Origin of the sequence: Streptomyces sp. BE303, assembly GCF_036290945.1 — a bacterium.
In the GTDB taxonomy this organism is placed as follows: Bacteria; Actinomycetota; Actinomycetes; order Streptomycetales; family Streptomycetaceae; genus Kitasatospora.
Genome location: NZ_JAQYWZ010000880.1, coordinates 60,789 through 74,374, shown reverse-complemented (window position 1 = coordinate 74,374; position 13,586 = coordinate 60,789). Strand labels below are relative to the sequence as shown.

General features: G+C 72.5%; 10 protein-coding genes. 4 read left to right on the top strand and 6 right to left on the bottom strand.

Annotation, left to right across the window (positions count from 1 at the left end; genetic code table 11):
- Nucleotides 1–305: 305 nt before the first annotated feature.
- Nucleotides 306–1,712 (top strand): recombinase family protein, encoded by a 1,407-nt coding sequence (locus PUR56_RS31610; protein ID WP_329951479.1) that lies wholly within the window; start codon nt 306–308, stop codon nt 1,710–1,712.
- 84 nt (nt 1,713–1,796) lie between these two features.
- Here the strand turns inward: PUR56_RS31610 and PUR56_RS31605 are convergent, their stop codons facing one another.
- Nucleotides 1,797–3,725 carry a TIGR03960 family B12-binding radical SAM protein gene (locus tag PUR56_RS31605; protein WP_329951478.1) on the bottom strand — a complete coding sequence of 643 codons (1,929 nt, stop codon included), beginning with the start codon at nt 3,723–3,725 and terminating at the stop codon, nt 1,797–1,799.
- Nucleotides 3,726–4,397: 672 nt separating this feature from the next.
- On the opposite strand from PUR56_RS31605, the gene PUR56_RS31600 reads away from it, so the two are divergent.
- Nucleotides 4,398–5,687, top strand: a complete 1,290-nt coding sequence (locus PUR56_RS31600; protein ID WP_329885139.1) for a M14 family zinc carboxypeptidase — start codon at nt 4,398–4,400, stop codon at nt 5,685–5,687.
- 132 nt (nt 5,688–5,819) lie between these two features.
- Here the strand turns inward: PUR56_RS31600 and PUR56_RS31595 are convergent, their stop codons facing one another.
- Nucleotides 5,820–6,956 carry an SGNH/GDSL hydrolase family protein gene (locus PUR56_RS31595; RefSeq protein WP_329951477.1) on the bottom strand — a complete coding sequence of 379 codons (1,137 nt, stop codon included), beginning with the start codon at nt 6,954–6,956 and terminating at the stop codon, nt 5,820–5,822.
- 138 nt (nt 6,957–7,094) lie between these two features.
- Between PUR56_RS31595 and PUR56_RS31590 the strand changes: the two genes are divergently transcribed.
- Nucleotides 7,095–7,601 (top strand): MarR family winged helix-turn-helix transcriptional regulator, encoded by a 507-nt coding sequence (locus PUR56_RS31590; RefSeq protein ID WP_329951476.1) that lies wholly within the window; start codon nt 7,095–7,097, stop codon nt 7,599–7,601.
- 50 nt (nt 7,602–7,651) lie between these two features.
- Nucleotides 7,652–8,305, top strand: a complete 654-nt coding sequence (locus PUR56_RS31585) for a nitroreductase family protein (RefSeq protein ID WP_329885136.1) — start codon at nt 7,652–7,654, stop codon at nt 8,303–8,305.
- A gap of 94 nt (nt 8,306–8,399) precedes the next feature.
- Here PUR56_RS31585 and rodA read toward each other — a convergent pair whose 3' ends face one another.
- From rodA to mreC, 4 genes are read right to left on the bottom strand one after another with little or no spacing between them, the layout of a single operon-like run.
- Nucleotides 8,400–9,599, bottom strand: a complete 1,200-nt coding sequence (gene rodA, locus PUR56_RS31580; RefSeq protein WP_329885135.1) for a rod shape-determining protein RodA — start codon at nt 9,597–9,599, stop codon at nt 8,400–8,402.
- Entirely contained in the window at nt 9,596–11,866 is a 2,271-nt protein-coding gene (gene mrdA / locus PUR56_RS31575; protein WP_329951475.1) for a penicillin-binding protein 2, read from the bottom strand. Before mrdA ends, rodA begins: the two co-directional genes overlap by 4 nt.
- 60 nt (nt 11,867–11,926) lie before the next feature.
- On the bottom strand, nt 11,927–12,571 hold the full coding sequence (mreD, locus tag PUR56_RS31570; RefSeq protein WP_329885133.1) for a rod shape-determining protein MreD: 645 nt from the start codon (nt 12,569–12,571) through the stop codon (nt 11,927–11,929).
- Nucleotides 12,572–12,574: 3 nt separating this feature from the next.
- Entirely contained in the window at nt 12,575–13,528 is a 954-nt protein-coding gene (gene mreC, locus PUR56_RS31565) for a rod shape-determining protein MreC (protein ID WP_329885132.1), read from the bottom strand.
- Between the last annotated feature and the right edge of the window lie 58 nt (nt 13,529–13,586).

The window sequence follows — 13,586 nt, the reverse complement described above, 5'->3', positions numbered from 1 at the left end:
TCAGTTGTCCCCGTCCGTCGCGGCGGCGGTTTCCCGCCACTGTCCGGACTCTGTCACCCCAAAGGGTACGCGTCCCCGCCACCCCCTCGCTCCGTTCCTGCTCAGGGCCGTCCGGTCCGGCGTCCGGAGACGACGGGACGCCCCCGCCGGACAGGTCCGGCGGGGGCGTCCCGGGTGCCGCTACTTGCCGACCACGCTCAGCGGGAGGAGCTTCTTCCCGGTGGGGCCTCTGGATGCTCGTGTCCATCTGCGGACAGAAAGCGACATGACCACATCCGAGGAACAGCTGCCTCGTCGGTCAGGCCGTGAACACGGAACCGGCGCGAATCGCACCACGCGTGCACTGGCGCGAGAACGACCTCGCACTCCTCGATGAACTGCTGGCGGATGAGCGGCGCCTTCCACGGAACGCCCCGCGCGCTCTGCTGTCGGTGAGACTCTCGATCTTCACCGCCGACACCACATCGCCGGTACGTCAGGAGCTCGACCTACGGCGACTGGCGCGGGAACGCCACTTCCGCGTCGTCGGCGTGGCCAGCGACCTGAATGTCTCGGCAACCCGGGTCCCGCCGTGGAAGCGGCGGCAATTGGGGCATTGGCTGATCGATCGCACGCCCGACTTCGATGTCCTGCTCTTCTGGAAGCTGGATCGCTTCGTCCGCCGCCTGACCGACCTCAGCGTCATGATCGAGTGGTGTACGGCTCACGGGAAGAACCTGGTCTCAAGGCACGAGGCCATCGACCTGTCCACAGCAGCGGGGAAGGAGCTCGCGACGGTGATCGGGGGCGTGGCCGAACTCGAGGCAGGCGGCACCAGCACACGCGTCGCCAGTCTCTGGGCATACACGAAGACCCAGTCGGACTGGCTCGTGGGCAGACCCCCCTACGGCTACACCACGGACGCAGGCGGCAGACTGGTCATCGAGCCCGGGGCCCGCCGCGTTCTGCGCTGGTGCCACGGCGCGGCACTGCGCGGGGTGTCGGCTCGCCGGATGGCCGCCGTACTCCTCCGGGCCCGGGTCCCCACCGGTGGTGGGGGCCGGTGGACCGCCGCAACCCTTCTTCGACGATTGCGGAACCCGGCGCTGTGCGGGTGGCGGGTCGAGATGGACGAGGACGTGGGCACCCGCCGGTCGAGGGTCGTGCTCGACCGGAAGGGCGCCCCCATCCGGGTGGCTGAGCCGATCTTCACCGAGCAGGAATGGCAGTCACTGCAGTCGGCCCTCGGTCGTAGGGCCATCGCCCAGCCCCGCCGAAGCCCCGGTGGCGCCACCGAATTCCTGGGAGTTCTGGTGTGCGCGGATTGCGACACCAACATGACGGTCCAGCGAACCAGGACGAATCAACGCACTTACGCCTACCTGCGCTGCCGGACCTGTCCGAGCGGGGGTCTGGGAGCGCCGCAACCGGATGCCGTGTACGGACGGCTCTCCGCCGAGGTCATGACCGGACTCGGGGCGCTTCCCGTGCGGGTACGGGAGTACCAGGCGGCCACGGCCGACGAGGACGCACCGGCGGAAGCGTGCTGGACGCTGTCCTCGACCGGCGACACCTTCGGCGACCGCTGGCAGCGCGAGGGGACCAGGACGATGGCGGACGACCTGCGACGGGCGCGGGTCACCTGCCGGTCCGCCGGGCGAAGGTTCCCGGGCAGCGGGCGCCTGAGGTGGGCCTGGACCTGGCCGTCCCACCCGATGTGGAGGACCGCCTGATCATCAAGCGGGACGTGTTCGCGGGCGGATCCCACTGATGCCGTCGGCCCCGTACCGGGACGGGGCCGACGGCACCGGCCGGCGTTACTTGTTGACCACGCTCAGCGGCAGCAGCTTCTTGCCGGTGGGGCCGATCTGGATGTCGAGGTCGAGCTGCGGGCAGACGCCGCAGTCGAAGCAGGGGGTCCAGCGGCAGTCGTCCACCTCGACCTCCTCCAGGGCGTCCTGCCAGTCCTCCCAGAGCCAGTCCTTGTCGAGACCGCTGTCCAGGTGGTCCCAGGGCAGCACCTCCTCGTAGGTGCGCTCACGGGTGGTGTACCAGTCGACGTCCACGCCCGTGCCGGCCAGGCCCTTCTCGGCGGAGGCCATCCAGCGGTCGTACGAGAAGTGCTCGCGCCAGCCGTCGAAACGGCCGCCGTCCTCGTAGACCGCCCGGATGACGGCGCCGATCCGGCGGTCGCCGCGCGAGAGCAGGCCCTCGACGATGCCGGGCTTGCCGTCGTGGTAGCGGTAGCCGATGTTCTTGCCGTACTTGCGGTCGCCGCGGATGGAGTCGCGCAGCTTGGCCAGGCGGGCGTCGGTGGCCTCGGCGGAGAGCTGCGGGGCCCACTGGAACGGGGTGTGCGGCTTGGGCACGAACCCGCCGATGGAGACGGTGCAGCGGATGTCGTTCTGGCCGGTGACCTCGCGGCCCTTCTGGATGACGTTCTTCGCCATCTCACCGATCTGGAGCACGTCGTCGTCGGTCTCGGTGGGCAGGCCGCACATGAAGTACAGCTTCACCTGGCGCCAGCCGTTGCCGTAGGCGGTGGCGACGGTGCGGATGAGGTCCTCCTCCGACACCATCTTGTTGATCACCTTGCGCATGCGCTCACTGCCGCCCTCGGGGGCGAAGGTGAGCCCGGAGCGGCGGCCGTTGCGGCTCAGCTCGTTGGCGAGGTCGATGTTGAAGGCGTCGACGCGGGTGGACGGCAGCGACAGGCCGATCTTGTCCTCGGTGTAGCGGTCCGCGAGGCCCCTGGCGATGTCGCCGATCTCGGTGTGGTCGGCGGAGGAGAGCGACAGGAGGCCGACCTCCTCGAAGCCGGTGGCCTTGAGCCCGCGTTCCACCATCTCGCCGATGCCGGTGATGCTTCGCTCCCGCACGGGGCGCGTGATCATGCCGGCCTGACAGAAACGGCAGCCGCGGGTACAGCCGCGGAAGATCTCGACGGACATCCGCTCGTGCACGGTCTCGGCGAGCGGGACGAGCGGCTGCTTGGGGTAGGGCCACTCGTCGAGGTCCATGACGGTGTGCTTGGAGACCCGCCACGGAACGCCGGGGGCGTTCGGCACGACGCGGCCGATCCGGCCGTCGGGCAGGTACTCGACGTCGTAGAAGGCGGGCACGTACACCCCGCCGGTGCGCGCGAGGCGCAGCAGCAGCTCCTCGCGACCGCCGGGGCGGCCCTCCTCCTTCCAGGCCCGGACGATCCGGGTGATGTCGAGCACGGCCTGCTCGCCGTCGCCGATCACGGCGCAGTCGATGAAGTCCGCGATCGGCTCGGGGTTGAACGCGGCGTGGCCGCCGGCCAGCACGATCGGGTCCTCGTCGGTCCGGTCCCGGGCGTTCAGCGGGATGCCGGCCAGGTCGAGGGCCGTGAGCATGTTGGTGTAGCCGAGCTCGGTGGAGAAGGAGAGCCCGAACACGTCGAAGGCGCGCACCGGCCGGTGGGCGTCGACGGTGAACTGGGGGACGCGGTGCTCGCGCATCAACGCCTCCAGGTCCGGCCAGACGCTGTAGGTGCGCTCGGCCAGCACACCCTCCTGCTCGTTGAGCACCTCGTAGAGGATCATGACGCCCTGGTTGGGCAGGCCGACCTCGTAGGCGTCGGGGTACATCAGCGCCCAGTGGACGTCGCAGGCGTCCCAGTCCTTGACGGTCGAGTTGAGCTCGCCGCCGACGTACTGGATCGGCTTCTGGACGTGCGGGAGGAGGGCCTCCAGGCGTGGGAAGACCGATTCGACAGTCATGTACTAGGAACCCTTACGACGTTTGATGGCCGCCGTGCTCACCGATGGGCGACGGCTGGGAGGGGTGACCCTCAAGGGTAGCCGAATCGCGGCAGGCTCATTCCGGCCGGCCCGTGCCGCGCTCGCGGGCGGCCGGGGCCGCTCCGGCGGGTGAACGGCGCCCTACGGCGCGGCGTCGACGGTGGTTGACACGTTCGAAGGGCGCGTGCGCTACTGGCAAGGCTCTGTCGGAGGGTCCTGCACGCCGTCGAGGCAAGGGAGTTGACCATGCACAAGGCAACCGGCCCCGGCCTCCTGCCCGGGACCGTGGTCCTCCCGCCCGGAGCCGCGGGCGGCTGACCCCGCGGGCGGCCCGGTGCAGGCCCCGGCGCAGGTGCCCCGTCCACGCGCGGTATCCGGACGCCCCACCGGGGTATGTCCCGCAGACGGGTCTCACCGACCGGCCCTCACCGACCGGTCTCCGTCGTACAGCCTCCGCCGAACAGCCCCCACGGATCGGCCTTCACCGGTCGGCCCCCGCAGTGCCCCCTCGTATTCCCCCACCACAGGCCCCCACCGCATTTCCCACCGCATTCCCCACCGCATTCCCCCGTCGAGACGACCCCGAGGACAGCCCCCGAGGACAGGCCACAGCGCCGCCCGCACACGGGCGTGCCCGAGGACAGGAGAGCCATGACCGACACGGGCCCACGGGTACGCCGGATCGGACCGCCGCGCCAGGACATCGAGAGTTACCCGACGGTCGCCCGCGCGGTCGCGGCCGCCCAGCGGCTGGCCCGCCGCCACCCCGACCGCTGTCGCGTCCGCGAGGTGGGCCGCTCCCGGGCCGGCCGGCCGCTGGTGCTGCTCTCCGTCGACGACGGGGAGCACACCGTCCTGGCGGTCGGCGGCCCGCACCCGAACGAGCCGGTGGGCATGGCCGCCGCGGTCCGGCTGGCCGAGCGGGTGCTGGAGCTGCCGCCCCGCCCGGGGGTCGGCTGGCACGTGCTGCTCTGCCTGGACCCGGACGGCGCCGCGCTCAACGAGGGCTGGCTGCACGGCCCGCTCACCCCGGCCCGGCACTACGAGCACTTCTTCCGGCCGGCGTTCGACGAGCAGCCCGAGCTGCCGCCGGCCCCGGACGGCGACCGGCCGCCGATGCCGGAGAGCCGGGCGCTGACCGGCCTGATCGACGAGCTGCGCCCGGTGCTGCAGTGTTCGCTGCACGGTGTGGACTTCGGTGGCGCGTTCGTGCAGCTCACCCGGCCGCTGCCGGGCCTGGCGGAGGGGTTCGCACGGTCGGTGGCGCGGGCCGGCATCCCGCTGGACGTCGACTCCTACGACGCGGTCGGCTGGGACAGCCCGGCCCCGGGGGCGTACGTGATGCCGGCGCCGGGCGGCGGTTCGCAGGCGCTGCCGGACCGTCCGGAGCTGTCGACCTGGTCGTACGCGGGCCGGTACGGCGGGGTGACGGCCGTGCTGGAGGTGCCGATGTGGGCGATCGACGCGGTCGGCGACTCCCGTCCGTACCCGGACGCGCGTGCCGCCGTGGGGGCCGCCGCCCGGACGCTGGGCGACCGGGTCGAGGAGCTGGTCGGGATGCTGCCGCAGGTGCCGCCGCACGCCGGGGTGGCGTACGGGCCGCTGCTGCGCTCGATCGAGTTCAACCTGGAGGTCTGCCCGCTGCTGCTGGAGGAGTGGCGCACCGAGTGGTCGGTGGCGCCGCTGTCGGTGTCCCGGGTGACGACCGCCCGGATCGTCGCGGCGCGGCTGCCGCTGCGGGTCGCCTCGATGCTGCTGCGGCTGCTGGCGGACTCCGGGGGCCCGGCGGCCGACGCGGCCAGGGCGCGGGCCCGGGCGATCGTGGCGGCGAGCCTGGACGGCCTGCACCGGCTGGGCACCCGCTGGGTGCCGGTCGACGCCCAGGTCTCCCACCAGGCCCGGGCGGCGCTGGCCGCCGCGGACCTGCTGCTGCCGGTCTGATCGCGGGCTGGTCCGATCGCGGGCTGGTCCGATCGCGAACCGGTCTGATCGCGGGCTGGTCCGATCGCGCGTCGGGCCGGCCCGTACCGGTCCGATCGCGGGCCCGGCCGATCACTGACCCGTCGATGCCGGTCAGAGTCGGCCAGGGCCGGTCGGGGCCGGTCGGAACCCGCCGACCAGCGGCCGCAGGTGGGGGTCGACCAGGCCGGCCAGCCGGTGCTCCCCCTGCGGTGTCGGGTGCAGGCCGTCCGCGTACAGGCCGTCCGCCTCGGCGACCGGCAGCACGTCCCGGCCGTCCACCAGGTGCAGCCGGCGGTCGCCCAGCCGCTGGAGCACCCGGACGGCCGCAGCGGTCAGGTCGCGGACGTCGGCCAGGGTCAGCCCGGCCGCGTTGACCACCCGCTCGTGCTCCACCGAGGGGAGCGCGGCGATCACGGCGATCGGCGTGTCCGGGTGCCCGTCCCGGATCGTCTCGACGAAGCCGCAGACGGCGGGGCCCCAGCTGCGGGCGGTGAAGACGGAGCGGATGTAGGCGTTGGTGCCGATCTCCAGGGTGACCAGGTCGGCGGGGGTGTCGCGGATCACCCGGGCGACCAGCGGGTCCAGGTAGGCCTCGCCGGCGAACCCGAGGTTGCGCAGCCGCCAGCCGTGGCGGCGGGCGAGCAGCGCGGTCCAGCTCGCGGACGGCCCCTCGGGGAACATGGCGTGGGTGAGGGAGCTGCCGTAGGCGATCCAGCGCGGGCCGGTGCGCCCGACGGGGGCCAGCAGCCGGTGGCCGCGGAGGCCGACCGCGGCGAGCCGGGTGCGGGACAGGTGCGGCAGCCAGACCTCCACCTCCGTCGGGCCGCCCGGCAGTGCCAGGTCGAGGCGGCGCGGCCCGGGGTCGAGGTGGCGCCGGTGGAGGAGTACGCCGTCGGCCAGGACGTCCACCGGCGCGGCGCCGGGCTCGGCGTCGAGGTCCAGCAGCAGTTCGGTGGCGTCGGTGCGGACGGCGAACCGGACGCCGGCCGGGATCCGGGCGAGCCGCGCGAAGTTGTCCGAGAGGGCGGTGGCGATCCGCTCCTGCGGGATCCGCAGCGGCAGGACGGTGCCGCCGACCCGTTCGAAGCCGCAGACACCGTCCCAGCCGAGCCGTGCGTCCTCGGGGTCGAGCCACTCCTCCCTCCGCCTCGCGCCGGTCACCAGGGCCGTCGCCCCGTCGCGGCCGGCTGCCGCGCCTCCCCCGTCGCCGCCGCCCGCCACCGTGCCCGCGTCGTCGCCCCCGGCCATCCCGACCCCCAAATTAGTCTGTTGGACAACAATCTGATGTTCAATCACGTACGATCGGAAAGTAGCAGTGAAAATCATCTACCGTCAAACAATCTCTCAGGAGCGTTATGCTGGCCGTCCACCACCGAAGGAGTCCCGATGGCCAGCGCCCCCCGGACCGCCCGCCTCGCGTCCCCGAGCCGGGCGGACGACGGCGGCGAGCGCCGGCGGTACTTCGCCGCGCTCACCCAGGACCGCCCCGACGTCGCCCTCTGCCGCGCCACCACCGTGGTCGCCCGGACCATCGACGAGCAGCTCTCCGGAAACCCGCTGACGGTGGCCCAGCACCTGGTGCTCAAGATGCTCGACGCCGTCGGCAGCTGCTCCCAGCAGGAGCTCAGCGAGCAACTGCGGATCGACCGCAGCGTGATGGTCGGCTGCGTGGACGCCCTGGAGGACGCCGGCCTGGTCCGCCGCGAGCGCCACCCCCGGGACCGCCGCGCCTACGCCGTCACCCCGACCCCCGACGGGGCCGCCGCCCTGGCCGACGCCGAGCGCGCCATGGCCCCCGTCCTGGACCACGCCTTCGCCGCCCTCACCCCGGACGAGCGGGCGACCCTGGTCCGCCTCACCCGCAAGCTCCTCGACGTCCCGCCGGCCGACTGAGACCCCGCCCCGCGCGGCCGGTCGGCCCATCCCGACCGGAGGCCACGGCCGTGCCGTATCCCGACCTGACCGCTGAACAGCTCCTCACCACCACCCGCGCCGTCCGCAAGCGGCTCGACCTCACCCGCCCGGTCGCCCGGGAACTGGTCGAGGAGTGCCTCGCGCTCGCCACCCAGGCCCCCACCGGCCGCAACCGCCAGCGCTGGGACTTCGTGATCGTCACCGATCCGGCCCGGCGGGCCGCCCTCGCCGACCTCTACCGGCTCGGCCTGGTCAACCCCCGCCGACCCGTCGTCCGCACCGGCCTGGACCGCACCACCGAGGACACCGCCCGGCGGCTGCGCCTCGCCGAGAGCGCCCAGCACCTCTTCGACCGTCTGCACGAGGTGCCGGTCCTGGTGGTGCCCTGCGTCCGGATCGAGGGCCGGCACGAGTTCGACTCCCACGTCGGCCAGGCGAACGCCTGGGGCTCGATCCTCCCCGCCACCTGGCAGTTCATGCTGGCCGCCCGCTCCCGCGGCCTCGGCACCGCCTGGACCACCCCGCACCTGCACTACGAGCGCGAGGCCGCCGACCTGCTCGGCATCCCCTACGAGACGGTGGCGCAGGTCGCGCTCGTCCCGCTCGCCCACACCGTCGGCACCGACTTCCGCCCCGGCCCGCGCGTGCCCACCGACCGGATCACGCACTGGGACGCCTGGTGACCACCGCCCCCGACGACGACGGCGGGGCCGGCCCGGGATCTCCCCGGACCGGCCCCGCCGTCGTCACGCCGCCCACCCTCCGGCGACGCGCCGGTCAGGCCGCTATCGGCCGCTGGCTCTGCACCGCCTGCAACAGTCCGATCGCCACCCAGGTCGAGAACATCGACGACCCTCCGTAGGACACGAACGGCAGCGGGATGCCGGCCACCGGCATGATGCCCAGGCACATCCCTATGTTCTCGAACCCCTGGAAGGCGAACCAGGCGACCACCCCGGCCGCCACGATGGTGCCGTACAGGTCGGTGGCGTGCCGGGCGATCCGGCAGGCCCGCCAGAGCACCACGCCGAGCAGCACGATGATCGCCATCGCCCCGAGGAAGCCCAGCTCCTCGCCGGCCACCGTGAAGACGAAGTCGGTCTGCTGCTCCGGCACGAACTGCCCGGTGGTCTGCGTCCCGTGGAACAGCCCCTTGCCGGTCAGCCCGCCCGAGCCGATCGCGATCCGGGCCTGGGCCGTGTTGTACCCGACGCCGGAGGGGTCGAGCGCCGGGTTGGCGAAGGCCGCGAACCGGTCGATCTGGTACTTGCTCAGCACGCCGAGCTTCCAGATCGCCACACAGCCGCCGACCCCGGTCAGGATCAGCCCGAACACCCAGCGGTTGGCCGCGCCCGAGGCGAGCAGGATGCCGAGCACGATGACGGCCATCACCATCACCGAGCCGGCGTCCGGCATCAGCATCACTATCGCCATCGGCAGCGTCGCCCAGACCAGCCCGCGGAAGACCGCCCGGTTCGCCGGGAACTCCCGCTCCCCCGCGTCCACCTGCTCGGACAGCACGACCGCCATCACCAGCACGATCGCCAGTTTGGCGAACTCGGCCGGCTGCACCGAGAAACCGCCGCCCAGCTGGATCCAGGAGTGCTGGCCGTTGATGGTCGAGCCGAGCGGGCTCAGCGTGGCCAGCAGCAGCACGATGACGCCGACGTACAGGAACGGCACCACCGTCCGGAACCGCCGGCTCCCTATCGCTATCACCACCGCGCACAGCACGGCGCCGATCATGACGTTGGTCAGGTGCCGGTACAGGAAGTACTGCGGGTCCCCGTGGGTGAGCGAGTCCCGCCCGCGGGTGGCCGACCAGACCAGCAGCGAGCTGCCGAGCGAGAGGACCACCGCGGCCAGCAGCAGTATCCAGTCGATCCGCCAGATCGGGGAGTCCTTGGCGAGTGTCCTGGGGACCCCGCGGCGCTGCGGGGCGAGCCGCAGCTGACGGTACGAGCCGTAGGAGCTCATGCCCGGCCCCTTCCGTTGGAGCGGGTGGGTTCGACGGCCGCGACCGCCGCGACCGGTACGACGACCGTCCCGGAGGGCTGCGCCGGGTCCAGGAAGACCCGCGGCGAGCCGCCGGTGACGCCCGGGTCGCCGAACGCGCCGGCGGGGTCCCCGCCGAACGACGCCGGCTTGATGATCGCGGTGCCGTCCGCGTTGAACTTCGGCAGCTCGGCCTGCGGCGTGGCCAGCAGGGCCTTGCCGTTGTCGACGCCGCCCTTGTCGTCGACGCCGTAGAGCGCCTGGTAGATGCGGCGGACCGCGTCACCGGAACCGCCGGAGCCGGTGCCACCCTGGCTTATCGTCATCACGACCGCGTAGTCGCGACTGTAGGTGGTCAGGTACGAGGTGGTCTGCTTGCCCTCGACCTCGGCGGTGCCGGTCTTGGCGTGCAGCTCGATCTTCCCCTGCGGCCAGCCTGCGCCGGTGAACTTCCACGCGGCGGTACCGGTCGAGACGACGCCCTTGGTGGCGTCGTCGATGTACTGCAGCGTCTTCGCGTCGGTCGGCAGCTTGCCGTCCTCGTGCGGGGCGATCTCGCGGACCAGCTCGCCGCTCGGGCTTATCACGGCCTTGGCGACGGTCGGCCGCCACAGCGTGCCGCCGTTGGCCAGCGCCGAGTAGATCCGCGCCATCTGCAGCGGGGTGACGAGGGTGTCGCCCTGCCCGATCGCGTAGTTGACGGCGTCACCGGCACGCAGCACGTAGCCGTCGGCGCAGTTCTCCTTGGCGATCAGGTCGGAGTACTCCTTGCCGCCCTTCTCGGCCTGCTTGCACCAGGCGTCCTTGTTGTTGTCGTAGAAGGACTGCTTCCACTGCCGGTCCGGCACCCGGCCGGTCGCCTCGGAGGGCAGGTCGATGCCGGTCTTGGCGCCGAGGCCGAACTGGTGGGCGGTCTTGTAGAACCAGTCCCCGGTCTCCTTCTTCGGCTTGATGCCGCCGTCGGCCAGCCACTGGTCGTAGGCGAGGCCGTAGAAGACGGTGTCGCAGGAGACCTCCAGCGCCTGGGCCAGCGTGATCGAGCCGTGGCCCTGACTCTCGAAGTTCTTGAACTCGCGGCCGCCGATGGTCATGCTGCTCGGGCAGGCGTAGTTGCCGTTGAGCGCGTAGCCGGCCTGGGCGGCGGCGGCCGTGGAGACCACCTTGAAGGTGGAGCCGGGGGCGGACTGACCCTGTATGGCCCGGTTCAGCAGCGGGTAGTTGGAGTCCTTGTTGGTCAGCCCCTGGTAGTCCTTGCCGGAGATGCCGCCCTGCCAGATGTTCGGGTCGTAGCTCGGGGCACTGGCCATCGCGACGATCCGGCCGGTCTTGACGTCCATCACGACCGCGGCGCCGGAGTCCGCTTCGTAGTTGCGCTTGGTGTTCTTGTCCCAGGTCTTGCGGGCGTCCGCCATCGCCTGCGCCAGGTTGTCCTCGACGACCTTCTGCACCCTGGCGTCGATGCTGGTCACCAGGTTGTCGCCGGTGCGCGGCGGCGCCTTGTCCGCGGTGCCGATCACCCGGCCGAGGTTGTCGACCTCCAGCTTGGTGATGCCGGCGGTGCCGCGCAGGTCGCGGTCGTACACCGACTCCAGCCCGGCCCGGCCGATCTGGTCGGCCGGGAGGTAGCGGTCCAGCCCGGCCTTGTCGGCGGTCTTGGAGACCTCCTCGTCGGTGACCGGCGAGAGGTACCCGAGCACCTGGGCCATGTTGGCGCCCTCGACGCCGGTGTAGTGGCGTACGGCGGTGGGCTGCGCGGTGACCCCGGGGAAGTCCTCGCGGCGTTCCATTATCTGCATCGCCTGCTGGGTGGTCGCCTCCTTGGTGACCGGGATCGGCTGGTAGGGCGATCCGTTCCAGCAGGGCTGCGGGGTCTTGGCGTCACAGAGCCGGGCCTTCTCCTGGACGTCCTTGGCCGGCATCCCGAGCACCTCGGCGAGCCGGGTCAGCACCGCCTTGCCGCCGTCCTTCTGCTGGAGCAGCGAGGTGCGGCTGACGGAGACCACCAGCTTGGTCTCGTTGCCCGCGAGGATGCGGCCGGAGGCGTCCAGGATCTCACCGCGGACGGCCGGTTCGACGACCTCGCGGATGTGGTTGCCGGTCGCCTTGGCCGTGTACTCCTTGGCGTTGCGGATCTGGAGGTACCAGAGCCGTCCGCCGAGGGTGGCGAGCAGCGACAGCACCAGGATCTGCAGCACCACCAGACGGATCGTCACCCGCCGGGTTCGGCCGGTCTCGGGGATGTTGCTCACGTCTCGTGCGCTCCAGGAAATCGCGAGGGCGGTCTGGTCGGATCGGGGGCCGGGGCCGGACTACGGGCGCTTGCCCGCGCCGAGCAGGCGCTTCTTCTTGTACATCGGGCGGGACGCGGCGTCGCGGGTGGTGCGGTAGCGGGCCAGGGTGCCCAGACCCGGGCCGCCCTCGTCGTCGCCGGGGCCCGCGGCGGCCACCGGGTCCTTGCCGAAGCGGCGGCCGAGCACCATCACGACGGGCACCACGAACGGGGCCAGCAGCAGGTCGTAGAGCATCGCGGTCAGCACCAGCGAGCCGAGCCCGACGTGCCGGGCGGCCGTGTCGCCGACCAGGGCGCCGACCATCGCGTACAGCAGGGTGGAGGCGATCGCGGCGACGGAGACCACGAGCAGCGCGCTGGAGACCGAGCGCTGGCGGCCGTGCTCGGGGCGGAGCAGCCCGGCGGCGTAGCCCATCAGGCAGAGCACCAGCGCGTACCGGCCGATGGCGTGGTCGGAGGGCGGTGCGACGTCGGCGAGCAGGCCGGCCGCGAAGCCGACCAGGCAGCCGCCGGTCGGCCCGTAGACCATGGCCAGGCCGACCACGACGAGCAGCAGTATGTCCGGGGTGGCCCCCGGGAGTTGCAGCCGGCCGAAGACGCTGACCTGGAGGATCAGGCCGAGCAGGATCAGGGCGGCGGAGACGGGGATGCGGGCGAGGCGCATGGCTCAGTTCCCCCCATTGGGCTTGGCGGGCGGGACGGCGGCCTGGGCCGCGGGGGCGGCGGGCGCCGCCGGGGCCTGGCCCTGACCGGCCGCCGCGGGGGCGGGCGGCAGGACGGCGTCCCGCGGGTCGGTGCGCGGCGGGACGACGACGACGCCGACCAGGTCGAGCCGGGTGAACTGGACGAACGGCTCGACCAGGACGGTCTTGGTGAGCTGACCGGGGTTGGCCTCGACCTGGACCACCTTGCCGACCGGGACGCCGGGCACGAACGGGCGGCCGCTCTGCGAGCCGAAGGTGACCAGCCGGTCGCCCTCCTTCACCTGGGCCTTGCCGTTGAGCAGCGAGACCTTCATGGCGCTGCTGCCGCCGCCGGAGGCGAAGCCGATCTCGCCGGTGCCCTCCAGCCGGGTGCCGGCGGAGAAGCCGGGGTCGGAGGCGAGCAGCACGGTGGCGGTGGTCGGGGCGACGGTGGTGATCCGGCCGACCAGGCCCTGCCCGTTGACCACGGTCATGTCCCGGGTGAGCCCGTCGTCGCTGCCGGCGTCGATGGTGATGGTCCAGGAGAAGCCCTGGGCCGGGCCGATCGCGATGGTCTGGGCGGCCTTGACGGTGTATCCGCCGGCGCCGGCCGTGCGCAGCAGGTCGTCGAGCTGCTGGGTGCGCCCGCCGGCCATGTCGGAGGAGGCCAGCTTCTGCCGCAGTTCGGTGTTCTCGCGGGCGAGCTGGTCGGTGCGGCCGCTGTGGGCCGCGGCGTCGCGGAAGGCCCGGACGGTGTCGGCGACCGGGTCGACGGCGGTGGCGGCGCCCCGTTCGACGGGTCCGAGGACGGAGGCCGCGGCTCGCCGGGCCCCGCCGAGCGGGGAGCTCTCACCGCCCTTGATGTCGACGGTGATCAACGCGAAGGCGACGGCCACCAGCAGGATGAGCAGCAGCCGGCTCTCTCGTGTGTCCCTCACGGTGCTGGTGCTGCCCCTTCGTACCTGGCCCCTCCGCCCGGGCTGTGGACCCGGGCGG

What these genes read in the sequence shown, in the direction of transcription:
- PUR56_RS31605 (WP_329951478.1), bottom strand. Translation starts at nt 3,725, where the DNA reads ATGACTGTCGAATCGGTCTTCCCACGCCTGGAGGCCCTCCTCCCGCAC.
- PUR56_RS31600 (WP_329885139.1), top strand. Translation starts at nt 4,398, where the DNA reads ATGACCGACACGGGCCCACGGGTACGCCGGATCGGACCGCCGCGCCAG.
- PUR56_RS31595 (WP_329951477.1), bottom strand. Translation starts at nt 6,956, where the DNA reads ATGGCCGGGGGCGACGACGCGGGCACGGTGGCGGGCGGCGGCGACGGG.
- PUR56_RS31590 (WP_329951476.1), top strand. Translation starts at nt 7,095, where the DNA reads ATGGCCAGCGCCCCCCGGACCGCCCGCCTCGCGTCCCCGAGCCGGGCG.
- rodA (WP_329885135.1), bottom strand. Translation starts at nt 9,599, where the DNA reads ATGAGCTCCTACGGCTCGTACCGTCAGCTGCGGCTCGCCCCGCAGCGC.
- mreD (WP_329885133.1), bottom strand. Translation starts at nt 12,571, where the DNA reads ATGCGCCTCGCCCGCATCCCCGTCTCCGCCGCCCTGATCCTGCTCGGC.